The organism is Marinobacter nanhaiticus D15-8W (assembly GCF_036511935.1).
GTDB classification, from domain to species: Bacteria; Pseudomonadota; Gammaproteobacteria; order Pseudomonadales; family Oleiphilaceae; genus Marinobacter_A; species Marinobacter_A nanhaiticus.
In genome coordinates this window covers 628846-648232 of record NZ_AP028878.1, presented here as the reverse complement: position 1 = coordinate 648232, position 19387 = coordinate 628846, and the positions used below count along the sequence as shown (strand labels likewise).

At 58.7% G+C, this 19387-nt stretch carries 14 protein-coding genes; 11 read left to right on the top strand and 3 right to left on the bottom strand.

The annotated features are described in order from the left end of the window. Window position 1: 1 nt before the first annotated feature. The 6 genes from RE428_RS02845 to RE428_RS02820 all read left to right on the top strand — a co-directional run bounded on the left by RE428_RS02845 (window position 2) and on the right by RE428_RS02820 (window position 9499). A complete protein-coding gene (locus tag RE428_RS02845) occupies window positions 2-979 on the top strand; it encodes an alpha-ketoacid dehydrogenase subunit beta (RefSeq protein WP_004579049.1) in 978 nt (325 codons plus the stop codon). A gap of 47 nt (window positions 980-1026) precedes the next feature. Continuing rightward, a complete protein-coding gene (locus RE428_RS02840) occupies window positions 1027-2637 on the top strand; it encodes a dihydrolipoyllysine-residue acetyltransferase (protein ID WP_004579050.1) in 1611 nt (536 codons plus the stop codon). A gap of 2 nt (window positions 2638-2639) precedes the next feature. After that, window positions 2640-4484: a protein kinase domain-containing protein gene (locus tag RE428_RS02835; protein ID WP_004579051.1), complete on the top strand. Its 1845-nt coding sequence runs from the start codon at window positions 2640-2642 to the stop codon at window positions 4482-4484. Between the two features lie 142 nt (window positions 4485-4626). Beyond that, window positions 4627-6660 (top strand): T6SS phospholipase effector Tle1-like catalytic domain-containing protein, encoded by a 2034-nt coding sequence (locus tag RE428_RS02830; protein ID WP_004579052.1) that lies wholly within the window; start codon window positions 4627-4629, stop codon window positions 6658-6660. After that, the gene (locus RE428_RS02825; protein WP_004579053.1) at window positions 6657-7256 is read left to right on the top strand and encodes a DUF2931 family protein; all 600 of its coding nucleotides are present in this window, start codon (window positions 6657-6659) and stop codon (window positions 7254-7256) included. The genes RE428_RS02830 and RE428_RS02825 overlap by 4 nt, the downstream gene beginning before the upstream one ends. Before the next feature lie 584 nt (window positions 7257-7840). Further along, on the top strand, window positions 7841-9499 hold the full coding sequence (locus RE428_RS02820; protein ID WP_004579054.1) for an OFA family MFS transporter: 1659 nt from the start codon (window positions 7841-7843) through the stop codon (window positions 9497-9499). A gap of 51 nt (window positions 9500-9550) precedes the next feature. Here RE428_RS02820 and RE428_RS02815 read toward each other — a convergent pair whose 3' ends face one another. Next, complete coding sequence (locus RE428_RS02815) at window positions 9551-10633, bottom strand: substrate-binding domain-containing protein (protein ID WP_227500177.1); 1083 nt, start codon at window positions 10631-10633, stop codon at window positions 9551-9553. 83 nt (window positions 10634-10716) lie between these two features. On the opposite strand from RE428_RS02815, the gene RE428_RS02810 reads away from it, so the two are divergent. Genes RE428_RS02810 through RE428_RS02790 form a run of 5 tightly spaced genes read left to right on the top strand, consistent with a single transcriptional unit; the run spans window position 10717 to window position 16791 of the window. After that, window positions 10717-11262, top strand: a complete 546-nt coding sequence (locus tag RE428_RS02810) for a formate dehydrogenase subunit gamma (RefSeq protein ID WP_004579056.1) — start codon at window positions 10717-10719, stop codon at window positions 11260-11262. Continuing rightward, window positions 11262-12806 carry a formate dehydrogenase beta subunit gene (locus RE428_RS02805; protein WP_004579057.1) on the top strand — a complete coding sequence of 515 codons (1545 nt, stop codon included), beginning with the start codon at window positions 11262-11264 and terminating at the stop codon, window positions 12804-12806. The genes RE428_RS02810 and RE428_RS02805 overlap by 1 nt, the downstream gene beginning before the upstream one ends. Window positions 12807-12822: 16 nt before the next feature. Further along, window positions 12823-15711: a formate dehydrogenase subunit alpha gene (fdhF, locus tag RE428_RS02800; RefSeq protein ID WP_040882276.1), complete on the top strand. Its 2889-nt coding sequence runs from the start codon at window positions 12823-12825 to the stop codon at window positions 15709-15711. Beyond that, window positions 15686-16564: a formate dehydrogenase accessory sulfurtransferase FdhD gene (fdhD, locus tag RE428_RS02795; RefSeq protein WP_040882278.1), complete on the top strand. Its 879-nt coding sequence runs from the start codon at window positions 15686-15688 to the stop codon at window positions 16562-16564. The genes fdhF and fdhD overlap by 26 nt, the downstream gene beginning before the upstream one ends. Continuing rightward, window positions 16561-16791, top strand: coding sequence for a formate dehydrogenase subunit delta (locus RE428_RS02790; RefSeq protein ID WP_004579060.1), 231 nt, complete (start codon window positions 16561-16563; stop codon window positions 16789-16791). Before fdhD ends, RE428_RS02790 begins: the two co-directional genes overlap by 4 nt. Here RE428_RS02790 and RE428_RS02785 read toward each other — a convergent pair. After that, window positions 16788-17600 carry a hypothetical protein gene (locus RE428_RS02785; RefSeq protein WP_004579061.1) on the bottom strand — a complete coding sequence of 271 codons (813 nt, stop codon included), beginning with the start codon at window positions 17598-17600 and terminating at the stop codon, window positions 16788-16790. The two genes, RE428_RS02790 and RE428_RS02785, sit on opposite strands and share 4 nt — an antisense overlap. 136 nt (window positions 17601-17736) lie before the next feature. Beyond that, a complete protein-coding gene (locus RE428_RS02780) occupies window positions 17737-19332 on the bottom strand; it encodes a solute:sodium symporter family transporter (protein ID WP_004579062.1) in 1596 nt (531 codons plus the stop codon). Window positions 19333-19387 lie beyond the last annotated feature (55 nt).

The following is a 19387-nucleotide window of genomic DNA, read 5'->3' as shown; positions in this document are numbered from 1 at the left end:
TATGGCGAAGATGAATATGCTCCAGGCCATCAACGATGCCCTGGATATCGCGATGGCCGGTGACGACCGGGTACTGTGTTTCGGTGAGGATGTCGGCGTCTTCGGCGGCGTGTTCCGGGCCACCAGCAACCTGCAGCAGAAGTACGGTAAGGCACGGTGTTTCAATACGCCGCTGGTGGAACAGGGCATCGTCGGTTTCGCCAATGGTCTGGCGGCACAGGGCTCGATTCCCGTAGCTGAGATCCAGTTTGCGGACTATATCTTTCCGGCGTTCGACCAGATCGTGAACGAGTCCGCCAAGTACCGCTACCGGTCGGGCAACCTGTTCAACGTGGGCGGCCTGACCATTCGAGCACCTTACGGCGGCGGTATTGCCGGCGGTTTGTATCACTCCCAGTCCCCGGAAGCCTACTTTGCCCACACCCCGGGCCTGAAGATCGCCGTGCCACGCAATCCGCACCAGGCTAAGGGGTTGTTGCTGGGCGCGATCCACGATCCGAATCCGACCCTGTTCTTCGAACCCAAACGTCTCTACCGCGCCTCTGTCGGTGAAGTGCCCGAGGGCGAATACCAGTTGCCCTTGGGCGAAGCCGAAGTGCTCAAGGAAGGCACAGATGTCACTGTGCTGGGCTGGGGCGCGCAAATGGAGGTGATCGAGAAAGCCGTCGAGAAGGCGGAAAAGGAAGGTATTTCCTGTGAAGTCATCGACCTGCGCACGATCCTGCCGTGGGATGTGGAAACCGTCGCCGACTCGGTGTTCAAGACCGGCCGGCTGGTCGTCACCCACGAAGCACCGCTGACCGGCGGCTTCGCTGGCGAGATCGCCGCCACGATCCAGGAACGCTGCTTCCTCTATCTGGAATCCCCGATCGCTCGGGTCACCGGGATGGATACGCCCTTCCCGCTGGTGCTGGAAAAAGAGCACCTGCCCAACGAGCTGAAGGTCTATGAAGCCATCAAAGACAGCGTGGAATTCTAGGTCCCCGATTTTCGTTGGGGATGAGGGAAGGACAGGAGAGAACAACCATGAGCGATTTTATACTGCCCGATATCGGCGAAGGTATCGTGGAGTGCGAGCTGGTCAAATGGCTGGTGAGCGAAGGCGACATCATCGAAGAAGACCAGCCTGTGGCCGAGGTCATGACCGACAAGGCCCTGGTGGAAATCCCCGCGCCCTACAAGGGCCGCGTGGCACGTCTCTACCACCAGGAAGGCGACATCGCCAAGGTGCATGAGCCGCTGTTCGAGCTGATCGCCGAAGAGGATGAAGATAGTGGCGACAGTGCTTCGGCAAAAACGCCATCCACTGCGGAAAGCTACACCAAGAACGTCCAGGAAGCGGAGCAGAAAGGCCAGACCGCCGTTTCCGATGATGGCGAAACCGAGGACTTCATCCTGCCGGATATCGGCGAGGGTATCGTCGAGTGTGAGGTGGTGGAATGGCGCATCGCCGAAGGCGACGAAATCGAGGAAGACCAGCCCGTCGTCGATGTAATGACCGACAAGGCTATGGTGGAAATCACTGCCCCCAAGGCCGGCCGGGTGTCCAAGCTGTATTACCAGAAGGAAGAACAGGCCAAGGTGCACTCGCCACTGTTCGCCTTCGTGCCCCGTGAGCGCGAGGAAGATTCGGCGCCCGCGAAAGCCCAGCAGCAAGCCGAGCCCAAGAGCAGCGAATCGGTGCCGGCCACCGCCAAGAGCACGACCTCGCCACAAACCCGCCAGCGCATCCCCGCCAGCCCGGCGGTTCGGCGCCTGGTTCGCGAGCATGATCTGGAACTGGCCGACATCGCAGGCACCGGTAAGGACGGACGGGTCCTCAAGGCGGATATCCTGGCGCATCTGGAGAAACCAGCCGCAGCAAAAGACACGAGCCAAGCCTCCGAACTGGCCAGGACCAGCAAACCACGCCGTGCGGATACCGGGGACCAGGAGGTCCGGGTCGAGCCGATCAAAGGCATGCGGGCGGCCATGGCCAAACGGATGGCGGAATCGGCCTCGACCATTCCTCACTTCAATTTCAGTGAGGATATCGACGTAACCGATCTGCTCGCGCTGCGCGAAAAGCTCAAACCGGAGGCGGAAACCCGAGGCACCCGCCTGACTCTCATGCCGTTCATCATGAAGGCCATGGCACTGGCGGTTCAGGAGTTCCCGATACTTAATAGCCGCCTCAACGACGAGGTCACCGAAATCCACTACCAGCCCAACTGCAACATCGGCATGGCGGTCGACAGCAAGGTGGGCTTGATTGTGCCGAACGTGAAAGGCGTCGAACGCCTGAGCCTGTTGGAAATCGCCGATGAGGTGGCACGCCTGACCGAAGATGCACGTAACGGACGGGTGAGTCAGGAGGACCTCAAGGGCGGCACCATCACCATCTCCAACATTGGCGCGTTGGCTGGCACATATGCGGCGCCGATCATCAATCCTCCAGAGGTGGCGATCGTCGCGCTTGGCCGCACCCAGCGCCTGCCGCGATTCGACGAGCATGGCGAGGTCGTGGCCCGGTCGATCATGACCATCAGCTGGGCCGGTGATCATCGCATCATTGACGGCGGTACCATCGCCCGCTTCAGCAATCGCTGGAAGGGCTACCTGGAAGCACCGCAGACGATGTTGCTGCATCTGGGCTGAGCATGCTGCACGAAACCGAGCCATCACAGCTTCAGCAGTTCTATATTCCCGAAGAGCAGTCAATCTACCTGCTCAGCGAGGATGATGCGCGAAAGCTGAAGGATTGGGTGGCTCTGTGCACGGACCAGTTGCGACAGCTGGGTTACCGCGATATCGAGATGATCGGTAAGGGTGCCTATGGCTTCGTATTCGCCGGCCGGCTGGCACTGGAGGGCGCGCGGCACCTTGAGCACGTGTTCAAGTTCACGCGTATCAACCTGCCCCGGCATCTGCAGGACCGTCTTGAGGACGAGGCCTTTATCCTCGAGCAGGTGGAGCACCCCCGGGTGCCTCGCCTGATTGCCTTCCAACGGGCGCGGAACCAGCCCATTTTGGTGATGGAACGGGCGGCGGGCCTCAATCTGGAAGAGGTCTCGCTACGCGAGGGTCGCCTCAAACCGCGCCTGGTCGTACGCATTGCCGACCAGATCGCGGATATACTGCGAAACCTGCGCCGTGAGTCCGGTCCGTCCGGGCGCCCTATCGTCCACGGCGATATCAAGCCTTCCAACCTGGTCTTCGACGCCGAGCATGAAAACATCGCGCTGATCGACTGGGGCTCGTCGGTATTTGCGCAACTGGATGCCAACCAGCAATTCGTCACCGCGAACGTGATGGAGCTAATGTCCGACAACCTGCAACAAACCAACGCGCGACTGGGCGATGTCTACTTTATTGGCGAAGAGCAACTGCACGGGGGCCTGTCCTCGCCACGCTTCGACGAACAGGGCGCCGCGGGTACGCTCTATGCCTTGGCTTCCGGGCAGTCCTGCCGCTTTGGTCATCGCGCCATTCCAGCCACCTCACTCGGGCTACCCATGGAATTCGCCCGCATGCTCGACGGCATGCTCGACGACGATCCCGAAACCCGCCACCGGGCGGGTGATTACTACCTGAACGAAATGCCGCGCATGGCCCGAACAGTGATGATCGATCTACCAGAACCCGCGCCAAGCCCTCTGGTCCCGGTCTGGACCCGGCAGTCCGACCGGGAAATCGACACGGTCGTGTACAGCTCGCGCAAGTCGTTCCTGAGGGAGGAAAACGCGCCATCCACACTCAATGATGTCAACGACGTGCAGCTCGACCGCTACTACAAGAACTTCATGCAGGGCATGGGGGAAACCGAAAAGGCCTTCCTGGCAGCGGTGAGCCGGTTGGGCCGTTACCCCGTGGAAGGCGGGCTGGCGGTGCGCTGGGAAGCTAACGGCGTCTACGTCGACACCTCGCTTAACCTGCACGATCCGAGCCTCAAGGATGCCTTCGTCACGGCCGTGAACAACATGGTCAACCTGGCCCAGGCGATCTATCGACAGGGTATCTTCAAGAGCTGCCTGTTCAACGCCCGGGACACACTACACGTGGACCGCGACGAACCGCACCAACCCTTCGTTCCTTCGCCGGACATGCGGCTGCGTTACGAGGTTAGCGCTGCGCCTGAAATCGAGGACCGCACCCGCATCCACTCCTATTTCGAGGATGGCCCCGATCCGGAGGAATTCCTGGTGCTGCCCGAGGCCATCATGAAGTCGCTGGAGGCCCTGAACACCATCCACCATACCGGCATGATCATTTTCGAGGCCCTGCCCCGGCACCTGAAGATTCACAGTCATTACCGACTGCTCGATCCGGCGAAGGAAGCTGAATTCAGCCGCCGCCTGGACGACATTCTCGCCGCCGTGGACCAGATCACCGGTTTGGGCGTATCCGGCTTTATGAAAATGCCTTACAAGGACACCCGGTTCTTCCCTCATATCGAGCGTATGCCGGAACGGTATTATCCGAAGAACCCGAGGGCCGAACTCTAGGGCACCTTACAAAGCGCGAAGGCGCCGCCGTTGCATGCCCCGGCACTTATGGTTACATTTGCATGTCATTCGCGTGACAGCCTCACGCACCCAACGCGCCAAGGATCGGCGTGGCAACGAATCCGCAAAGGACATGCGTTAAATGCAGATCAAGAAACCCCGGGACCTTACGCTCCGGGACCTCCCCAATATCGAATCACCCTTCGTTGCCGCCAGTAAGATAGAGTTCTTAGCCAATCGCCCCGGTTCGTCACTGACCTGGGATCAAAGCCTGGTTGAGGATTCCCCCTTCGAACAGCCACTCGATCAACAAACGTTCGTCGATCGCCTCCAGGAAAAGCTCGAGAAAGGCGAACTGCTCATGGTCTATGGGGTTACCGACGGCCACCCATTCAGCCCACTCGTTGCCTGGCATGAAGGCGGAGCCCTACCGGCTCGCTGGCAGTTGGAAAAAAGCGTCTTCGGGCTGAATCTGGAACACAAGATCGCCCAGCTCAATGACTGGCAGATTACGCCCGAACAAATCGATCACCTCGGCCCCGGCGGGGTTGGACACCTATCCGCGTCCAGCTTCGATAGTGACCTTCGCGCCCAGAAAGCCGAAGAGCGTGCCCAAGCCAAACAGAATCAGGAGCGCAGCCTTTCAGGGCCTATCGTTGCGGCCGCTGCGGTGGCACCGTTGGGGGTTGCAGCGCAGGAATCGGATGAGGAAGCGGAGCCTGAGAAGAAGCTGCATTTTGAGGTTGGGATTTTTACGGATGGGACTTTGAACGATGCAACCAATGTTGAGAATTTCCTGGAGGAACTAAACAGGAAATGCGCGTCACCGAACTCTCTCGATCCAGCAGAAGTACAAGAATGTAAACACCGCTTAGCTCTGGTCATGGGGGCAAGTTATTCGAATGGCAAAACCAATGTTGCAAAGCTGTTCGATTTGTACCGGCAACAGCAAACTACGAGCCAGAACGAGATTGTACACACCATCAGAATTTATAAGAACGGGGTGGGAACAACGACCGGCGGAGAAGACTCTCTATGGAGTTCCGCCACGGGCCTTGGCTCTTCAGGAATCTCCGAACAGGTAAAATCAGCATTCGAAGATACCGCCGCGGCCATATCTAGGGCATCGGGTAAGAAGGCCATTGGCGGCCTAACCATCGATTTATTTGGCTTTAGTCGGGGAGCAGCAGCCTCACGCCACGCCGCACACGAAATTTCAAAAGGTAAAAACGGTCTCTTGGCGGAAATTTTCGGACGTTATCATTTGAAATGGCCCGAAAAGGTTTCGATTCGTTTTGTTGGTCTCTTCGATACCGTCGCAGGTGTTGTAAACGTACTCCGCACTGACCTAAGCGCCTCAAATGACAAGACTACGCCGATTAATCTTTTCCTTGACCCAAACAGCGTAGAAACTGCCGTCCACCTTACTGCCGCTGATGAATGCCGGGAAAATTTTGCTCTTAATAGCATCTCGAACCCCGACGGCTCGTTGCCTGAGCATTTTAGAGAAATATCTCTACCTGGCGTACATTCGGACGTTGGCGGCGGCTATCACGATGAACAGGATGAGCATGTATTACTTTCCCGAAAACGAGTTATTTCTGACAGCCGTACTGAATGGCCGAAACAAACCATGGACTGGGATAACCTGGAATCAATACTGGACGCCACACGCCAACAAGGCTGGATAGGGAATAGTAGTATTCGAGATAAATCAGCCAACGTACCAGCGCTGGAAATCCATCAACTCTCAAGAGTTCACCCCACTCCACATGGTAGGGTGGACCTGACTCTTGAGATGAAGCGAAGAGTTTTTGGTCAGTATGCAGGAGTTGGTCTAAGACTGATGCACCAGTTAGCTCTAGATGCGGGTGTGAAGCTGGACGAAATCGACGAGAAAGACCCTACACTGCGACTTCCCGATGAACTACGCCCTATTCATAAAACAATCTCCGAGCAAATAGAAGCGGGGGCCAATACACCAAGCCTGACTGTCGACGAGTTAGAGTTATTGAAACAACGTTACGTCCACCATTCAGATAATTTCAACACCGTCGAATTTATGCTCGGCAACAAGATTGCTGAACTCGAGGTGCCGTGGGATTTACTCCTTCCTTTCATGCCTACTCATGATCGGGCACGCATAATTCATCCCAATGAGCCGGAGCATTCATGAAGAAAGTAGTTATATTGCTGCTTTGCTTAGGCAGTATCGCTTTGACTGGGTGCGCAACTACGATTGAGGGCAATAATCAAAATTGGTATTACGCCGTTGCAGCACCAGAGCATTACAAAGTCTGGGTTGAACATCTGGAACTGGAGAAACCTGGGGAGCGACATTGGCGGATGCCAATGGGCAATGTTGAATGTTGCTGGAAGGGCCCTAAGGGCCCTTTTGGATCAGGCGGGCGGCTATCGCCCTTCCCAAACCTCATTGGAATCCAATGGTTTTCATTCGCTGAACAAAAATTCTATCAACGACTTATTATTCTGCCAGAAGACCTACAAGAAAAAATGAGTGTGGAGGCGACCTACCAAACCAGCATGGGAACATTCAAAGGCCCACGCAATTCGTTAATAATTGGCGTGGCTCCAGGTGGCACCATTGTCCTTTGGATCATGAACCAAATTGGCAACGAAATCGAAGTCGCGCGAATGCAGGCTAACGAAATCGAAGGCGATCCAACCCAATACCAGAAAAGAACGAAGAGCTACTTAGACGAACATGGCTCCTATCTAGAAAAACACGGCATCCCAACGGAGGGCTGGTAAGGCGTCGCCTGCCAGCCATCATTCTCGAGTGTCATGCAGTTCGCCGACCATGAAGTTCACCAATCACCTCCATAGCTTTTCCGGGCCACACCCATTAAGAGCTTCCCAACTCTATTTAGCAAACCCGTTGTATACCAAGCATTTCAAGCCAGCCAAGTGACCAGGCCTTCAGGCTCCCGACATATGCACAAAACCTCATAAGACTTTCGGCTAGTTGCACCCTAACTATCATTAAAATCCAATGGCCACTTGGTGAAATCCCAATCTGCGTTATTTCACCTATGCACTCTAATTCATATACAGCAACAAGAATGAGAGCTGCTATGAGAGACTCCAGCGCACTCAGTTGCGACCGGGGAGCTTTATCCCCCGTTTGCCCAGACCTACCCCCAATACTCCCGGCCTCGGGAGGTTGTAGCCTTTCGCCTGCCCGTCGACGAAGTAAACCAACGACCCCGACATCGAAAAGCCCTGCAGGCGACAATCGGCAGTCAGGATATTCATCGCTCTAGAAATGCTGTACGTGGGCCCTTCGATCTGCGGCGGAGCCCCGGTAAAAACCAAGAAAAATCAGAGGACTGTTTATGGACGGCATCACTGAAGACGGCGCATTGGCATCCGGCGGACGGCGCTCCGCTGGTTTCTTTGCCCGTGAAAGCACAATTGCAGGTCCCAGCTTCAACCGCTGGCTGGTACCTACTGCTGCACTGGCTATTCACCTATGTATCGGGATGGCCTACGGCTTCTCGGTGTTCTGGCTGCCGATGAGCAACGAAATTGCCAACGCGCCGGCAAGCTGCGCAAATATCGGTCTCATGCAAGCGCTGACAACCACCACCTGTAACTGGTCGGTGGCCCATGTGACCTATGTCTTCGGCATCTTCATTGCCATGCTCGGTGTCTCGGCCGCCATCTGGGGTGCCTGGCTGGAGCATGCCGGCCCCCGTAAGGCGGGCTGTATCGCGGCCCTCTGCTGGGGTGGCGGCATGGTCGTTGGTGGCATTGGCGTGATGGTGCATCAGCTGTGGCTGGTCTACCTTGGCGCCGGTGTTCTCGGCGGTATTGGCCAGGGCCTGGGTTACATCACTCCCGTATCCACCCTGATCAAGTGGTTCCCGGACCGTCGCGGCATGGCCACCGGCTTTGCCATCATGGGCTACGGTGGCGGCGCCATGGTCGGGGCTCCACTGGCCGTGCTGCTGATGAGTCATTTCTCGGCAGATGGCGGCACAGGCGTGGCCATGACGCTGATTACGATGGGCATTATCTACACGATCGTCATGGCTAGCGGCGCGATCGGCTTCAGGGTCCCGCCCAACGGTTGGCATCCAGCCGGCTGGAAGCCCAGCGACGACGGTAAGAGCAATGCCATGATCACCAAGGGTCACGTTCACCTGAACACGGCCTGGAAGACCAAGCAATTCTGGCTGATTTGGGGCGTGCTCTTCCTCAACGTGACGGCGGGCATTGCCGTGATCTCGATGGCCAGCCCCATGCTCCAGGATGTTTTCGGCGGTGCGCTGGTCGGCATTCAGGACAGCTCCGTAGCCCTGACCGACGCCCAGAAAGCTGCCGTGGTTGCTGCGGCCGCCGGCCTGGTTGGTCTGATCAGCCTGTTCAACAGTGTGGGCCGTCTCTTCTGGGCTTCGCTTTCCGATAAGATCGGCCGCAAGAATACCTACTACTGCTTCTTCGTTATCGGCATCGCCATGTATTGCCTGCTGCCGACCTGGGGTCACCTGGGCATGGCGGGTATGTTCGTCATTTCTATCTGCGTCATCCTGAGCATGTATGGCGGCGGCTTTGCGACCGTACCCGCCTATCTCGCCGATATTTTTGGTACGCAAATGGTCGGCGCTATCCATGGCCGCCTGCTGACCGCGTGGACCGCTGCCGGCCTGGTCGGTCCGCTGATCATCGCGGCATTGCGTGAAGCCCAGCTGAAGGCCGGCGTCGAGCCCGCGCTCGTCTATGACCGGACGCTCTACATCATGGCGGGCCTGCTCTTCCTCGGTCTGATCTGCAACATGCTGATCAGGCCCGTAAAAGAAGAACATCACATGACTGATGAGGAAGTGGAGTACGAGCGTTCCCTCCAGCACGACGACAGCATCGCCGCCAATGCTGAAACCGCGGCACGGGGCAAGTTTGGTGTCACCGGCGTACTGTGCTGGATGGGTGTCGGGATTCCGTTCCTGATAGGCCTGTACATCGCACTGGCAAAGGCGGCGGCATTGTTCTAGATCGCCAATGGGCGTGGCGTCCTGATGTCGTTGGGCAGGACGCCAGCAAGCCTAGCGATCGCTGGCGAGCAACTGCGCAAAAGTGCATATCTCGCCGCAGCGATCCGGAGCGTAACCGGGCAGTTTGTCGATCTCGCCCAGGAATTCCGGAGCACGCATGAGGTCCAACAATTGGCGCATGTTGCCCTGCTTGAGTTTGTCCTCGTGACAGATCAGCAGGTAGTGCTCCGTCGCCAGATTGATGAAGTCCAGACCGAACTGGCGAGCCGAGGCCTCCACCCCAAAGCCGGCGTCGGCCATACCAGCGGCGATATAGGCGGCTACGGCAGTGTGGGTGAATTCTTCCTGATCGGCGCCGTTGATATCGTCGATGACGATGCCCTGATCTTCCAGCAACAGGTTGAACAGGATACGGGTACCGGAATGGCGGTCACGGTTGATGAAGCGGACATCTGGCTTGGTGAGATCCTGCAAGCCAGCGATCGAGTCGCGGCTATCGCTGCGAATGATCAGCCCCTGCTCCCGGGTGACGAAACGGATTACGCGGAGGTTCTTGAGATCGAGCTGGCGCTTGTAGATCGCCATGACTTGATCCGCCAGCTGCGGAGAAGCTGGAAAGTGAAAGCTGGCCAGGTCGGATTCGCCCCGGGTCAACGCACTTATTGCGTTGGCGGGATTGGTGTACTGCAGGTCCAGCTCCACCCAGTCGGAGAAGTCTGGCAGCAGCGCCACCGCATAGCCATGGCTGGCATGTAGGCGCAGCACAGGGTGAGCACCGGCGAGCAGTTGCTGGAGTTGCATGTTGAGCTCGGACGCCATGCTGTCGATCTGGGGTCCAAGGCGCGCCTTGACCCGCTGTTCGGACCACAACAGCTTCTCCCCCAGGGGCGAAAGCTGGGTGCCGTGACCCTTGCGCATCAGCACCAGCGGCACGCCGAAGAAGTCGGCCCCGCGGTTGAGGAGATTCCAGGCGTGGCGGTAGGAGATATTCGCACCCTCGGCCGCCGCCGTGAGCTTGCCGGAATCGCGGACGCCCTTGAGCAGGCGGAAAAGGACAGGCTCGAACAACTCGCCGTCTTCGGTCCGGAACACCCAGGCGGGCGAGATATGAAGCTTCTTTTTATGCATTGTCATTCATATTTATCGGGCATTTTTGGAGTGTTATTTTCAGCAAGATAGCCTAATAAAGCCAAAAACAATTAAGAATGGTTATTCATATGTTAGAGGAAAATAACCGCACCGATGAGAGTTTGTCCATGGCACCTGCCGGCTCACGACCGCCGCAGGAATGGACGCCCGAGTTGATCCAGCAGGAGGTCGATCGCCTGAAGGAGAAACCCGGGGCTATGTTGCCTATCCTGCACGCGATCCAGGATCGCTTCGGCTATATCCCGGAAGCCGCCGTGCCGATCATCGCCGAAACCCTGCGCCATACCCGCGCCGAGGTCCACGGCATTATCAGTTTCTACCATCATTTCCGGACGCACCCGATAGGCAGCCATGTGGTTCATATCTGCCGCGCCGAGGCGTGCCAGGCCGTGGGTAGCCGCCAGCTTGAAGCCCATATCAAGGACAGGCTGGGGGTGGACTATCACCAGACCAGTCGCGATAACGAGTTCACCCTGGAACCGGTGTACTGTCTGGGTAATTGCGCCTGCGGCCCATCAATTCGCGTGGATGATTCGATTCACGGCCGCGTGACCGCCGACAAATTCGATCGCCTGGTGGACCGGCTCACCACCTCGGCCGTGGAGGTGAAGTGATGACCGTAACCGTTTACATCCCCTGCGACACTACTGCCCTGGCCATGGGCGCCGATGACGTCGCCGCCATGATCGAGCGGGGAGCGGAGGGCCGCCAACTGGATATCGAGCTGGTTCGCAACGGTTCCCGCGGACTGTTCTGGCTGGAGCCGATGGTGGAGGTCGCAACGCCCGAGGGTCGTGTCGCCTACGGGCCGGTGGAGCCGGCCGATGTAGCCGACCTGGTGTCGTCAGGCCTGTTCGAAGGCAAGCAGGAGCATCGGCTGGCCCAGGGGCTCACCGAAAGCATCCCTTACCTGAAGAACCAGCAACGCCTGACCTTCTCCCGCATCGGTATCACCGATCCACTCTCCATCGCGGACTACAAAGCCCATCGCGGTTTCGCCGGCCTGGAAAAGGCGCTCAAGATGGAAACGCAGGCTATCGTCGATGAGGTTAAGAACTCAGGCTTGCGCGGACGTGGCGGCGCAGCCTTCCCTACCGGCATCAAGTGGCAAACCGTTCACGACGAACCACCCGGCCAGAAATACATCGTGTGCAACGCGGATGAGGGCGACTCGGGCACCTTTGCCGATCGATTGGTGATGGAGTGCGATCCCTACATGCTGATTGAAGGCATGGCCATTGCCGGACTCGCTGTGGGCGCCACCCAGGGTTACATCTATCTGCGTTCCGAATACCCGGTCGCCCACCGGATCTTCAACGAAGCGCTGCGACTCGCGTACAACGCCGGCTACCTCGGCAGTAATATCCTTGGCAGCGGCAAACATTTCGACCTCGAAGTGCGCCTTGGCGCCGGTGCCTATATCTGCGGCGAGGAGACCTCCCTGCTTGATAGTCTTGAAGGCAAGCGCGGCATGGTGCGTGCCAAACCGCCGCTACCTGCCATCAAGGGGCTGTTCGGCCGGCCTACGGTGGTGAACAACGTACTGTCTCTCGCCGCGATCCCGTTTATCGTCGATCAAGGGGCTCGGGCCTATGCCGACTACGGCATGGGGAAATCCCGCGGCACCCTGGCCCTGCAGCTAGCAGGCAACGTTAAACGCGGTGGCCTGGTGGAACTGGCCTTCGGCACTACCCTGCGGGAATTAATGGAAGACTTCGGCGGCGGCACTCTGAGCGGCCGTGCCTTGAAAGCCGTCCAGGTCGGTGGACCGCTGGGCGCCTATCTCCCTGAAAGCCAGTGGGACAGCCCCATCGATTACGAAGCTTTTGCGTCCTTCGGCGGCGTTGTCGGCCACGGCGGCGTAGTGATGTTCGACGACACGGTGGACATGGGCGAACAGGCCCGCTTCGCCATGGAATTCTGCAGCATCGAATCCTGTGGCAAGTGCACACCCTGTCGTATCGGCGCCGTGCGAGGTGTTGAGGTGATAGACCGCATCCGTGCCGGCACCAACCGCGACGCCAACCTCGAACTCCTTTCCGACCTCTGCGAAACCATGGTGGATGGTTCCTTGTGCGCTATGGGCGGTATGACGCCCTTCCCCGTGCAGAGTGTCATGAAGCATTTCCCGAATGATTTGACCCGGCAGCAAGCCTGACCGAGTGGAGGCAAGCATGTTGAACTATTTCGACCCCAGCCAACACCGCATCAATCCCGAGAGAGATTATGGAACACCGGCGATGCTGTCCGAGAAACACGTCGCCCTGACCATCGACGGCATGGAGATCAGCGTCCCCGAAGGCACCTCCGTCATGCGCGCAGCGGCCCTGGCGGGCATCACCATTCCAAAGCTGTGCGCCTCCGACAACCTTGAGGCTTTCGGCTCCTGCCGGCTATGCGCCGTGGAGATCGAAGGTCGGCGCGGCTATCCCGCCTCCTGCACCACACCGGTGGCCGAAGGCATGGACGTCACCACGCAGAATGGCAAGCTGGCCAAGCTGCGGCGGAATATCATGGAGCTGTACATCTCCGACCACCCGCTGGACTGCCTGACCTGCCCGGCCAACGGGGATTGCGAGTTGCAGGATATGGCCGGTGCCGTCGGCCTGCGGGATGTACGCTACGGCTTCGACGGCAAGAATCATCTGGATGCGGAGACGGATGCCTCCAACCCCTATTTCAGCTTCGACCCCAGTAAGTGCATCGTCTGCTCCCGCTGCGTACGGGCCTGCGAGGAGGTCCAGGGCACCTTCGCCCTGACCATCGACGGGCGCGGCTTCGACTCCAAGGTCGCCGCCGGCCAGGACGAGGAATTCATGGATTCCGAATGCGTCTCCTGCGGCGCCTGTGTACAGGCCTGCCCCACCTCGACGCTAATGGAAAAGAGCGTGATCGACCAGGGCGTACCGGAGCATAGCGTGGTCACCACCTGTGCCTACTGCGGCGTAGGCTGTTCCTTCAAGGCAGAGATGAAAGGCGACCAACTGGTACGTATGGTGCCCTACAAGGGCGGCGACGCGAACCACGGCCACTCCTGCGTGAAAGGCCGCTTTGCCTTTGGCTATGCCACCCATAAGGACCGCATCAGGGAACCGATGATCCGCGACTCCATCGACCAGCCCTGGCGCACCGTGTCCTGGGAAGAAGCCATCGGCTTCGCGGCCAAGCGCCTGAAGGAGACCCAGGCCAAGTACGGTCGGGAAAGCATCGGCGGCATTACCTCCTCACGCTGCACCAACGAGGAAACCTACCTGTTACAGAAGCTGATCCGCGCGGCCTTCGGCAACAACAATACCGATACCTGTGCCCGGGTCTGTCATTCGCCGACCGGTTATGGCCTGAAAACCACCATCGGTGAATCCGCAGGGACCCAGACCTTCGATTCGGTGATGAAGGCGGACACCATACTGGTTATCGGCGCCAACCCGACCGATGCCCACCCGGTCTTCGCCTCACAGATGCGCCGGCGGCTGCGTCAGGGCGCCACGTTGATCGTCGCCGACCCCCGCCGGATCGATCTACTCAAGACACCCCATGGCAGCACGTCCATGCACCTGGCGTTGAAACCGGGTACGAACGTCGCGCTGATCAATTCGCTGGCGCACGTGGTGGTGACCGAAGGTCTTGAGGACAAGGGTTTCATCGAGCGCCGCTGCGAGACTGAAGCCTACGAGGCCTGGCGTAACTTCATCAGTGAGGAACGCAACTCGCCGGAAGCCCTGGAAACCGAAACCGGCGTGCCCGCCGCACAGGTTCGCGAAGCGGCGCGCGCCTACGCCACCGCCGGCAATGGCGCGATCTACTACGGTCTTGGAGTGACCGAGCACAGCCAGGGGTCCACCATGGTGCAGGGTATCGCCAACCTGGCGATGGCCACCGGCAACCTCGGGCGCGAAGGCGTGGGCGTCAACCCACTACGGGGTCAGAACAATGTGCAGGGTTCCTGCGACATGGGCTCCTTCCCCCACGAACTTCCGGGCTACCAGCACGTGAGTGATCCCTCGGTGCGTGAGCGCTTCGAAGACATATGGAAGGTGAAGATCGACGACGAACCAGGCCTGCGCATCCCCAACATGTTCGATGCCGCCATCGCCGGCACCTTCAAGGCGATGTATGTACAGGGCGAGGATATCGCCCAGTCCGATCCCAATACCCAGCATGTGGAAAGCGCACTGACTTCGCTTGACTGCCTGATCGTGCAGGACATTTTCCTCAACGAGACCGCCAAGTACGCCCATGTGCTACTGCCCGGCTCCACATTCCTGGAGAAGAACGGCACCTTTACCAATGCCGAGCGCCGCATCAACCGGGTACGCAAAGTGATGCCGCCGGTAGCCGGCAAAGAGGATTGGGAGGTGACCCAGGACCTGGCGAATGCGTTGGGTTACCCGATGAACTACAGCCATCCGTCCGAGATCATGGACGAGATCGCCCAATTGACCCCGACCTTTACCGGCGTCAGTTATGCCAAGCTCGAGGAACGGGGCAGCATCCAGTGGCCGTGCAACGACACCCATCCCGATGGCACCCCGACGATGCACGAGGTGGACTTCCCCATTGGCAAGGGGCATTTCGCCATCACCGATTACGTGGCCACCGAGGAGCGCACCAACCGGCGCTATCCATTGCTGCTCACCACTGGACGCATCCTCAGCCAGTACAACGTGGGCGCCCAGACCCGGCGGACCGAGAACAGCCAGTGGCATCATGAGGATGTATTGGAGATCCATCCCAGCGATGCGGAATTGCGCGGTATCAAGGAAGGCGACTGGTTGGGTATTACCAGCCGTGTCGGCCAGACAGTGTTACGCTGTAAGATAAGTGGTCGCATGCTGCCAGGGGTGGTCTACACGACATTCCACCATCCGGGCAGCGGTGCTAATGTGATCACTACGGATAACTCCGACTGGGCCACCAATTGTCCCGAGTACAAGGTGACCGCCGTACAGGTGGAAAAGGTCACCCAGCCCTCGGCATGGCAGAAGCACTTCCACCATTTCGACGAACTACAGCAGGCGTACCTTGAGCAAACCTCCGATGAATCAAACTTTGCGCTCAAGTGACCTGAACGCGGCCGCCGACAACGAGGCCGCGCCCTCGCCCCTGTTCCAGACCCGCGTCGACGAGCGCGGTACGGGACGGGCCAGCGAGGGAGATGACGTCGTCGCCGAGGAAATCCCGGTGGCCATGGTCTACAACGGCATCTCCCATGCCGTGATGATGGCCACCCCGGTGGACCTGGAGGATTTCGCGCTGGGCTTCAGTCTTTCCGAAACCATCGTCCGCAGCCTAGATGAAGTCTACGAACTCGAACTGGACTACGGCCCGGACGGCGTGACCGCAGAAATGACCATCGCCACCGAGCGCCTGTTCGCCCTCAAGGAACAGCGCCGCAATATGGCCGGCCGCACCGGCTGTGGTTTGTGCGGCACCGAGTCGCTCGCCCACGCGATCCGTAAAATACCGAAAGTTGGAGCCCACCCGGCGATCAGCGACCAAGCGATCCAGGCTGCGCTGACAGAGCTCAAGCAGCATCAACCTTTACAGGCGCAAACCGGCGCCACACACGCTGCCGCGTGGTGCGGCGTCGATGGGTCGATTATCGCCGTCCGCGAGGATGTGGGTCGACACAACGCCCTGGACAAACTGATAGGCCATCGCCGGCGCACCGGCAACACCTTCGAGAGTGGCTTTGCCCTGATTTCCAGCCGGGCCAGCTTCGAGATGGTCCAGAAGAGCGCCACGGTAGGCATTGGCTGCCTTGTCGCCGTATCCGCACCGACGGGACTGGCCATTCGAGAAGCCCGCAAGGCCGACATGAGCCTGATTGGATTCGCCCGTCCGGGGCGCCACGTGATCTACCACCAGGGTCAGACCACGCACATTGTCGAAGCAGTCCAGGAGAACAAGACGTGAGTGACCAACTGCACCACCTGATCAAGATGATCAACCAGATCAGCACCAACCTCGACCATGGCGACAAGCACAAGGCGGCCGAAGCGGTCGCGGCTCATATCAAGAAGTTCTGGGCGCGTAGTATGAAGCAGCAGATTATCGAGTATGAGGACATTGATGGGAGTGAGCTGAATCAGGTTTCCAGGTTGGCGGTGGCGCAGCTGAAGGAGTTGCGCCAGGCCAGCTAGTCAGCCCGCACATAAACCCAATTGGTCGCCACATCATCACAGACGATAACAGCACGTCCGGCCCAAGCGCACTCCTGTATGCGTTTTGGCAGCTCATCGGTCAGTCGCCCACTCACCGCCAGGTTCTGCTTGTCCTCTTTGAGATAGCGGAACGTTGATTCCATCCGTTCGGCAAAGTCGACCCCCTCTGTTTCATGGCGGTGAAAGCTATTGTAGAAGCGGGTGAAGCTCATGGTCGCACCGCCCAAACCAATCTCCACCATCTTGGCGATATAGCGGTCGTAGGCGTTCGAGAGGTATCGGCGCACAGCCGCTTCGTCGTTCAGGCCGCCCGAAAAGCTTTCCAGGGCCAATGTGTTTGATTCACCGAGTACGCCCTCCCCTAGTGCGCTATTGGGCTGGTTCGTGGCCAGTCGATAGATTCTGCCTGAGCAGAGAATGACCTTTCCCTTTAATACGCAGTTGTCCATGCCTGCTGGGGTCGGCGAGGTCTCGGGTACAGCCGTCTCTGGTTCGGGCTGGGATCGATGTTCGTCATCTGCGGTAGGGGCCATAGCGTTGGCAGCAGGTTTGGGTATTTCGATACCCAGACGCTGGGCGGGGCGTTTTAGTAGCAAGGCCTGGACTTGGGGGGCGTTGCGCCGAAAGTCCTCAAAGGAAGGCAGCGTGGTGCCACCGCCCTTGGCCTTGATTTCACAGTAGATTTGCTCGTAGTCGCCAGCCGGATGAGCAGGGCAGGCTGCATTCGCCGGGCCAACGAGACCAAGAAGGCTAACTAGGAAGATTGAGCGGCAGAGAACAGCGGGCATGGAGCAAACCATTAGGCAGACTTGGAGATGAACAGTAATTCAATTCGGCAAACCCCGGCAATGCACCCACCAGAAAACAAAAGGCGTCGCCGGTATGGCCGACGACGCCTTTTCAATGGACTACAGCGACTACTGGTTACCCCGCAAACGCCACATAGATCGAGATCACAAGAATCACCAGCACAATGCCTGACGGCACAGCGCCCTTCCACGGTGTCAGGTCGACCTGGCCGGCATCTTCATGGACCCATGCTGTGGGCCGCGGGCTGACCTTGCCGAGAATCAACATGATAGCTACAAGGATGACGAAGACGAGAGCAACAAAGTGGAAGTCATGGATTACGTCCAGCAGGCCGGTGAACGGCGGCACGAAGTAGACCAGGCCAATAATGGCGCAGCCGCCGATCAACGCGATCTTCGCACCGATGGCCGGAACGCGCTTGGACAGCAGGCCGACCAGCACCACCGCCAGGATGGGGATGAAGTACATCGCGTTCATCTTTTGCAGGTAACCGAACAGGCTGTCCTGACCCGCCAGCAGCGGCGCAATCGTCATCGCGGCAATAGCCATGATCCAGCCGAAGACCTTGCCCGATTTGACCACCTGCTCCTCAGTCGCGTTCTTGTTGATCACGCCCTTGTAGAGGTCAAGACTGAACAGCGTGGTGGTACTGTTCAGCGCGGAGTTGAAGGACGACAGGATCGCCCCAACCATGACGGCGGCGAAGAAGCCGGTCAGGTACGGCGGCAATACGTTGAACACCAGGTGGCCATAGGCTTCGTCGGCGCGGATGTCGTCACCGGCATAGAGATGGAAGGCGATAATACCTGGCAGCACCAGATAGAGCGGCCCGAGCAACTTGAACAGACCGGTCAGCAGAACGCCTTTCTGTCCTTCCGCCAGGGTCTTGGCAGCAAACGTCCGTTGGATGATCTGCTGGTTGGTCGTCCAGTAGAACAGGTTGATCAGCAGGACGCCGGTAAACAGTGTCGCGAACGGAACCTGTTGGTCACTGCCCCCTATGGAGTTTAGCTTATCCGGGTTCGCTTGCTTGAGCGCATCCCAACCGGCCATCACACCGTTGCCATCGCTCGCCGCCTGAAGGCCAAAGTAAACAATCACGAAACCGCCGATCAGCAGACCAATACCATTCAGGGTGTCCGAGAATGCAACCGTACGCAAACCACCGAACAGCGCATAGATCGAGCCGATAATGCCTACAACCCAGACTGTGCCCCAAAGCAGCGCCGTATCCGACTGGATACCCGTCAGCCCCGGCAGATCCAGCATACCCTGCAGACCCACTGCGCCCGAGTAGAGGATAATCGGCAGCAGGATCACCGCGTAGGCGATCAGGAAGATGATGTTACAGATCAACTGCGTCGTTGGATCGAAACGGATCCGCAACAACTGGGGCACGGTGGCAATCCCGCTTCGCAGGAAGCGCGGCAGGAAGAACAACGCCAGGGCGACCAGCGCGATAACCGCGACGATCTCCCACGCCATCACACTCAGCCCGTCGGTAAAGGCGGCGCCGTTGAGCCCGACCATCTGTTCGGTGGACAGGTTGGTCATCAGCAGCGAACCCGCAATGAACGGGAAGGTCAGGTTGCGCCCGGCCAGGAAGTAGCCCCGGGTGCTGCTATGGTCATCACTGCGGGTGTACCACCAGGTGACCAGTGCGACGAGGCCCGTAAAGAACAGGAACGAGATCAGGGTGAGGGCATGCATACATTGTCCTTGTTGATGCGTTGGCGAGCGTCTGGCAAAGCCCGTTCTGCGGCGA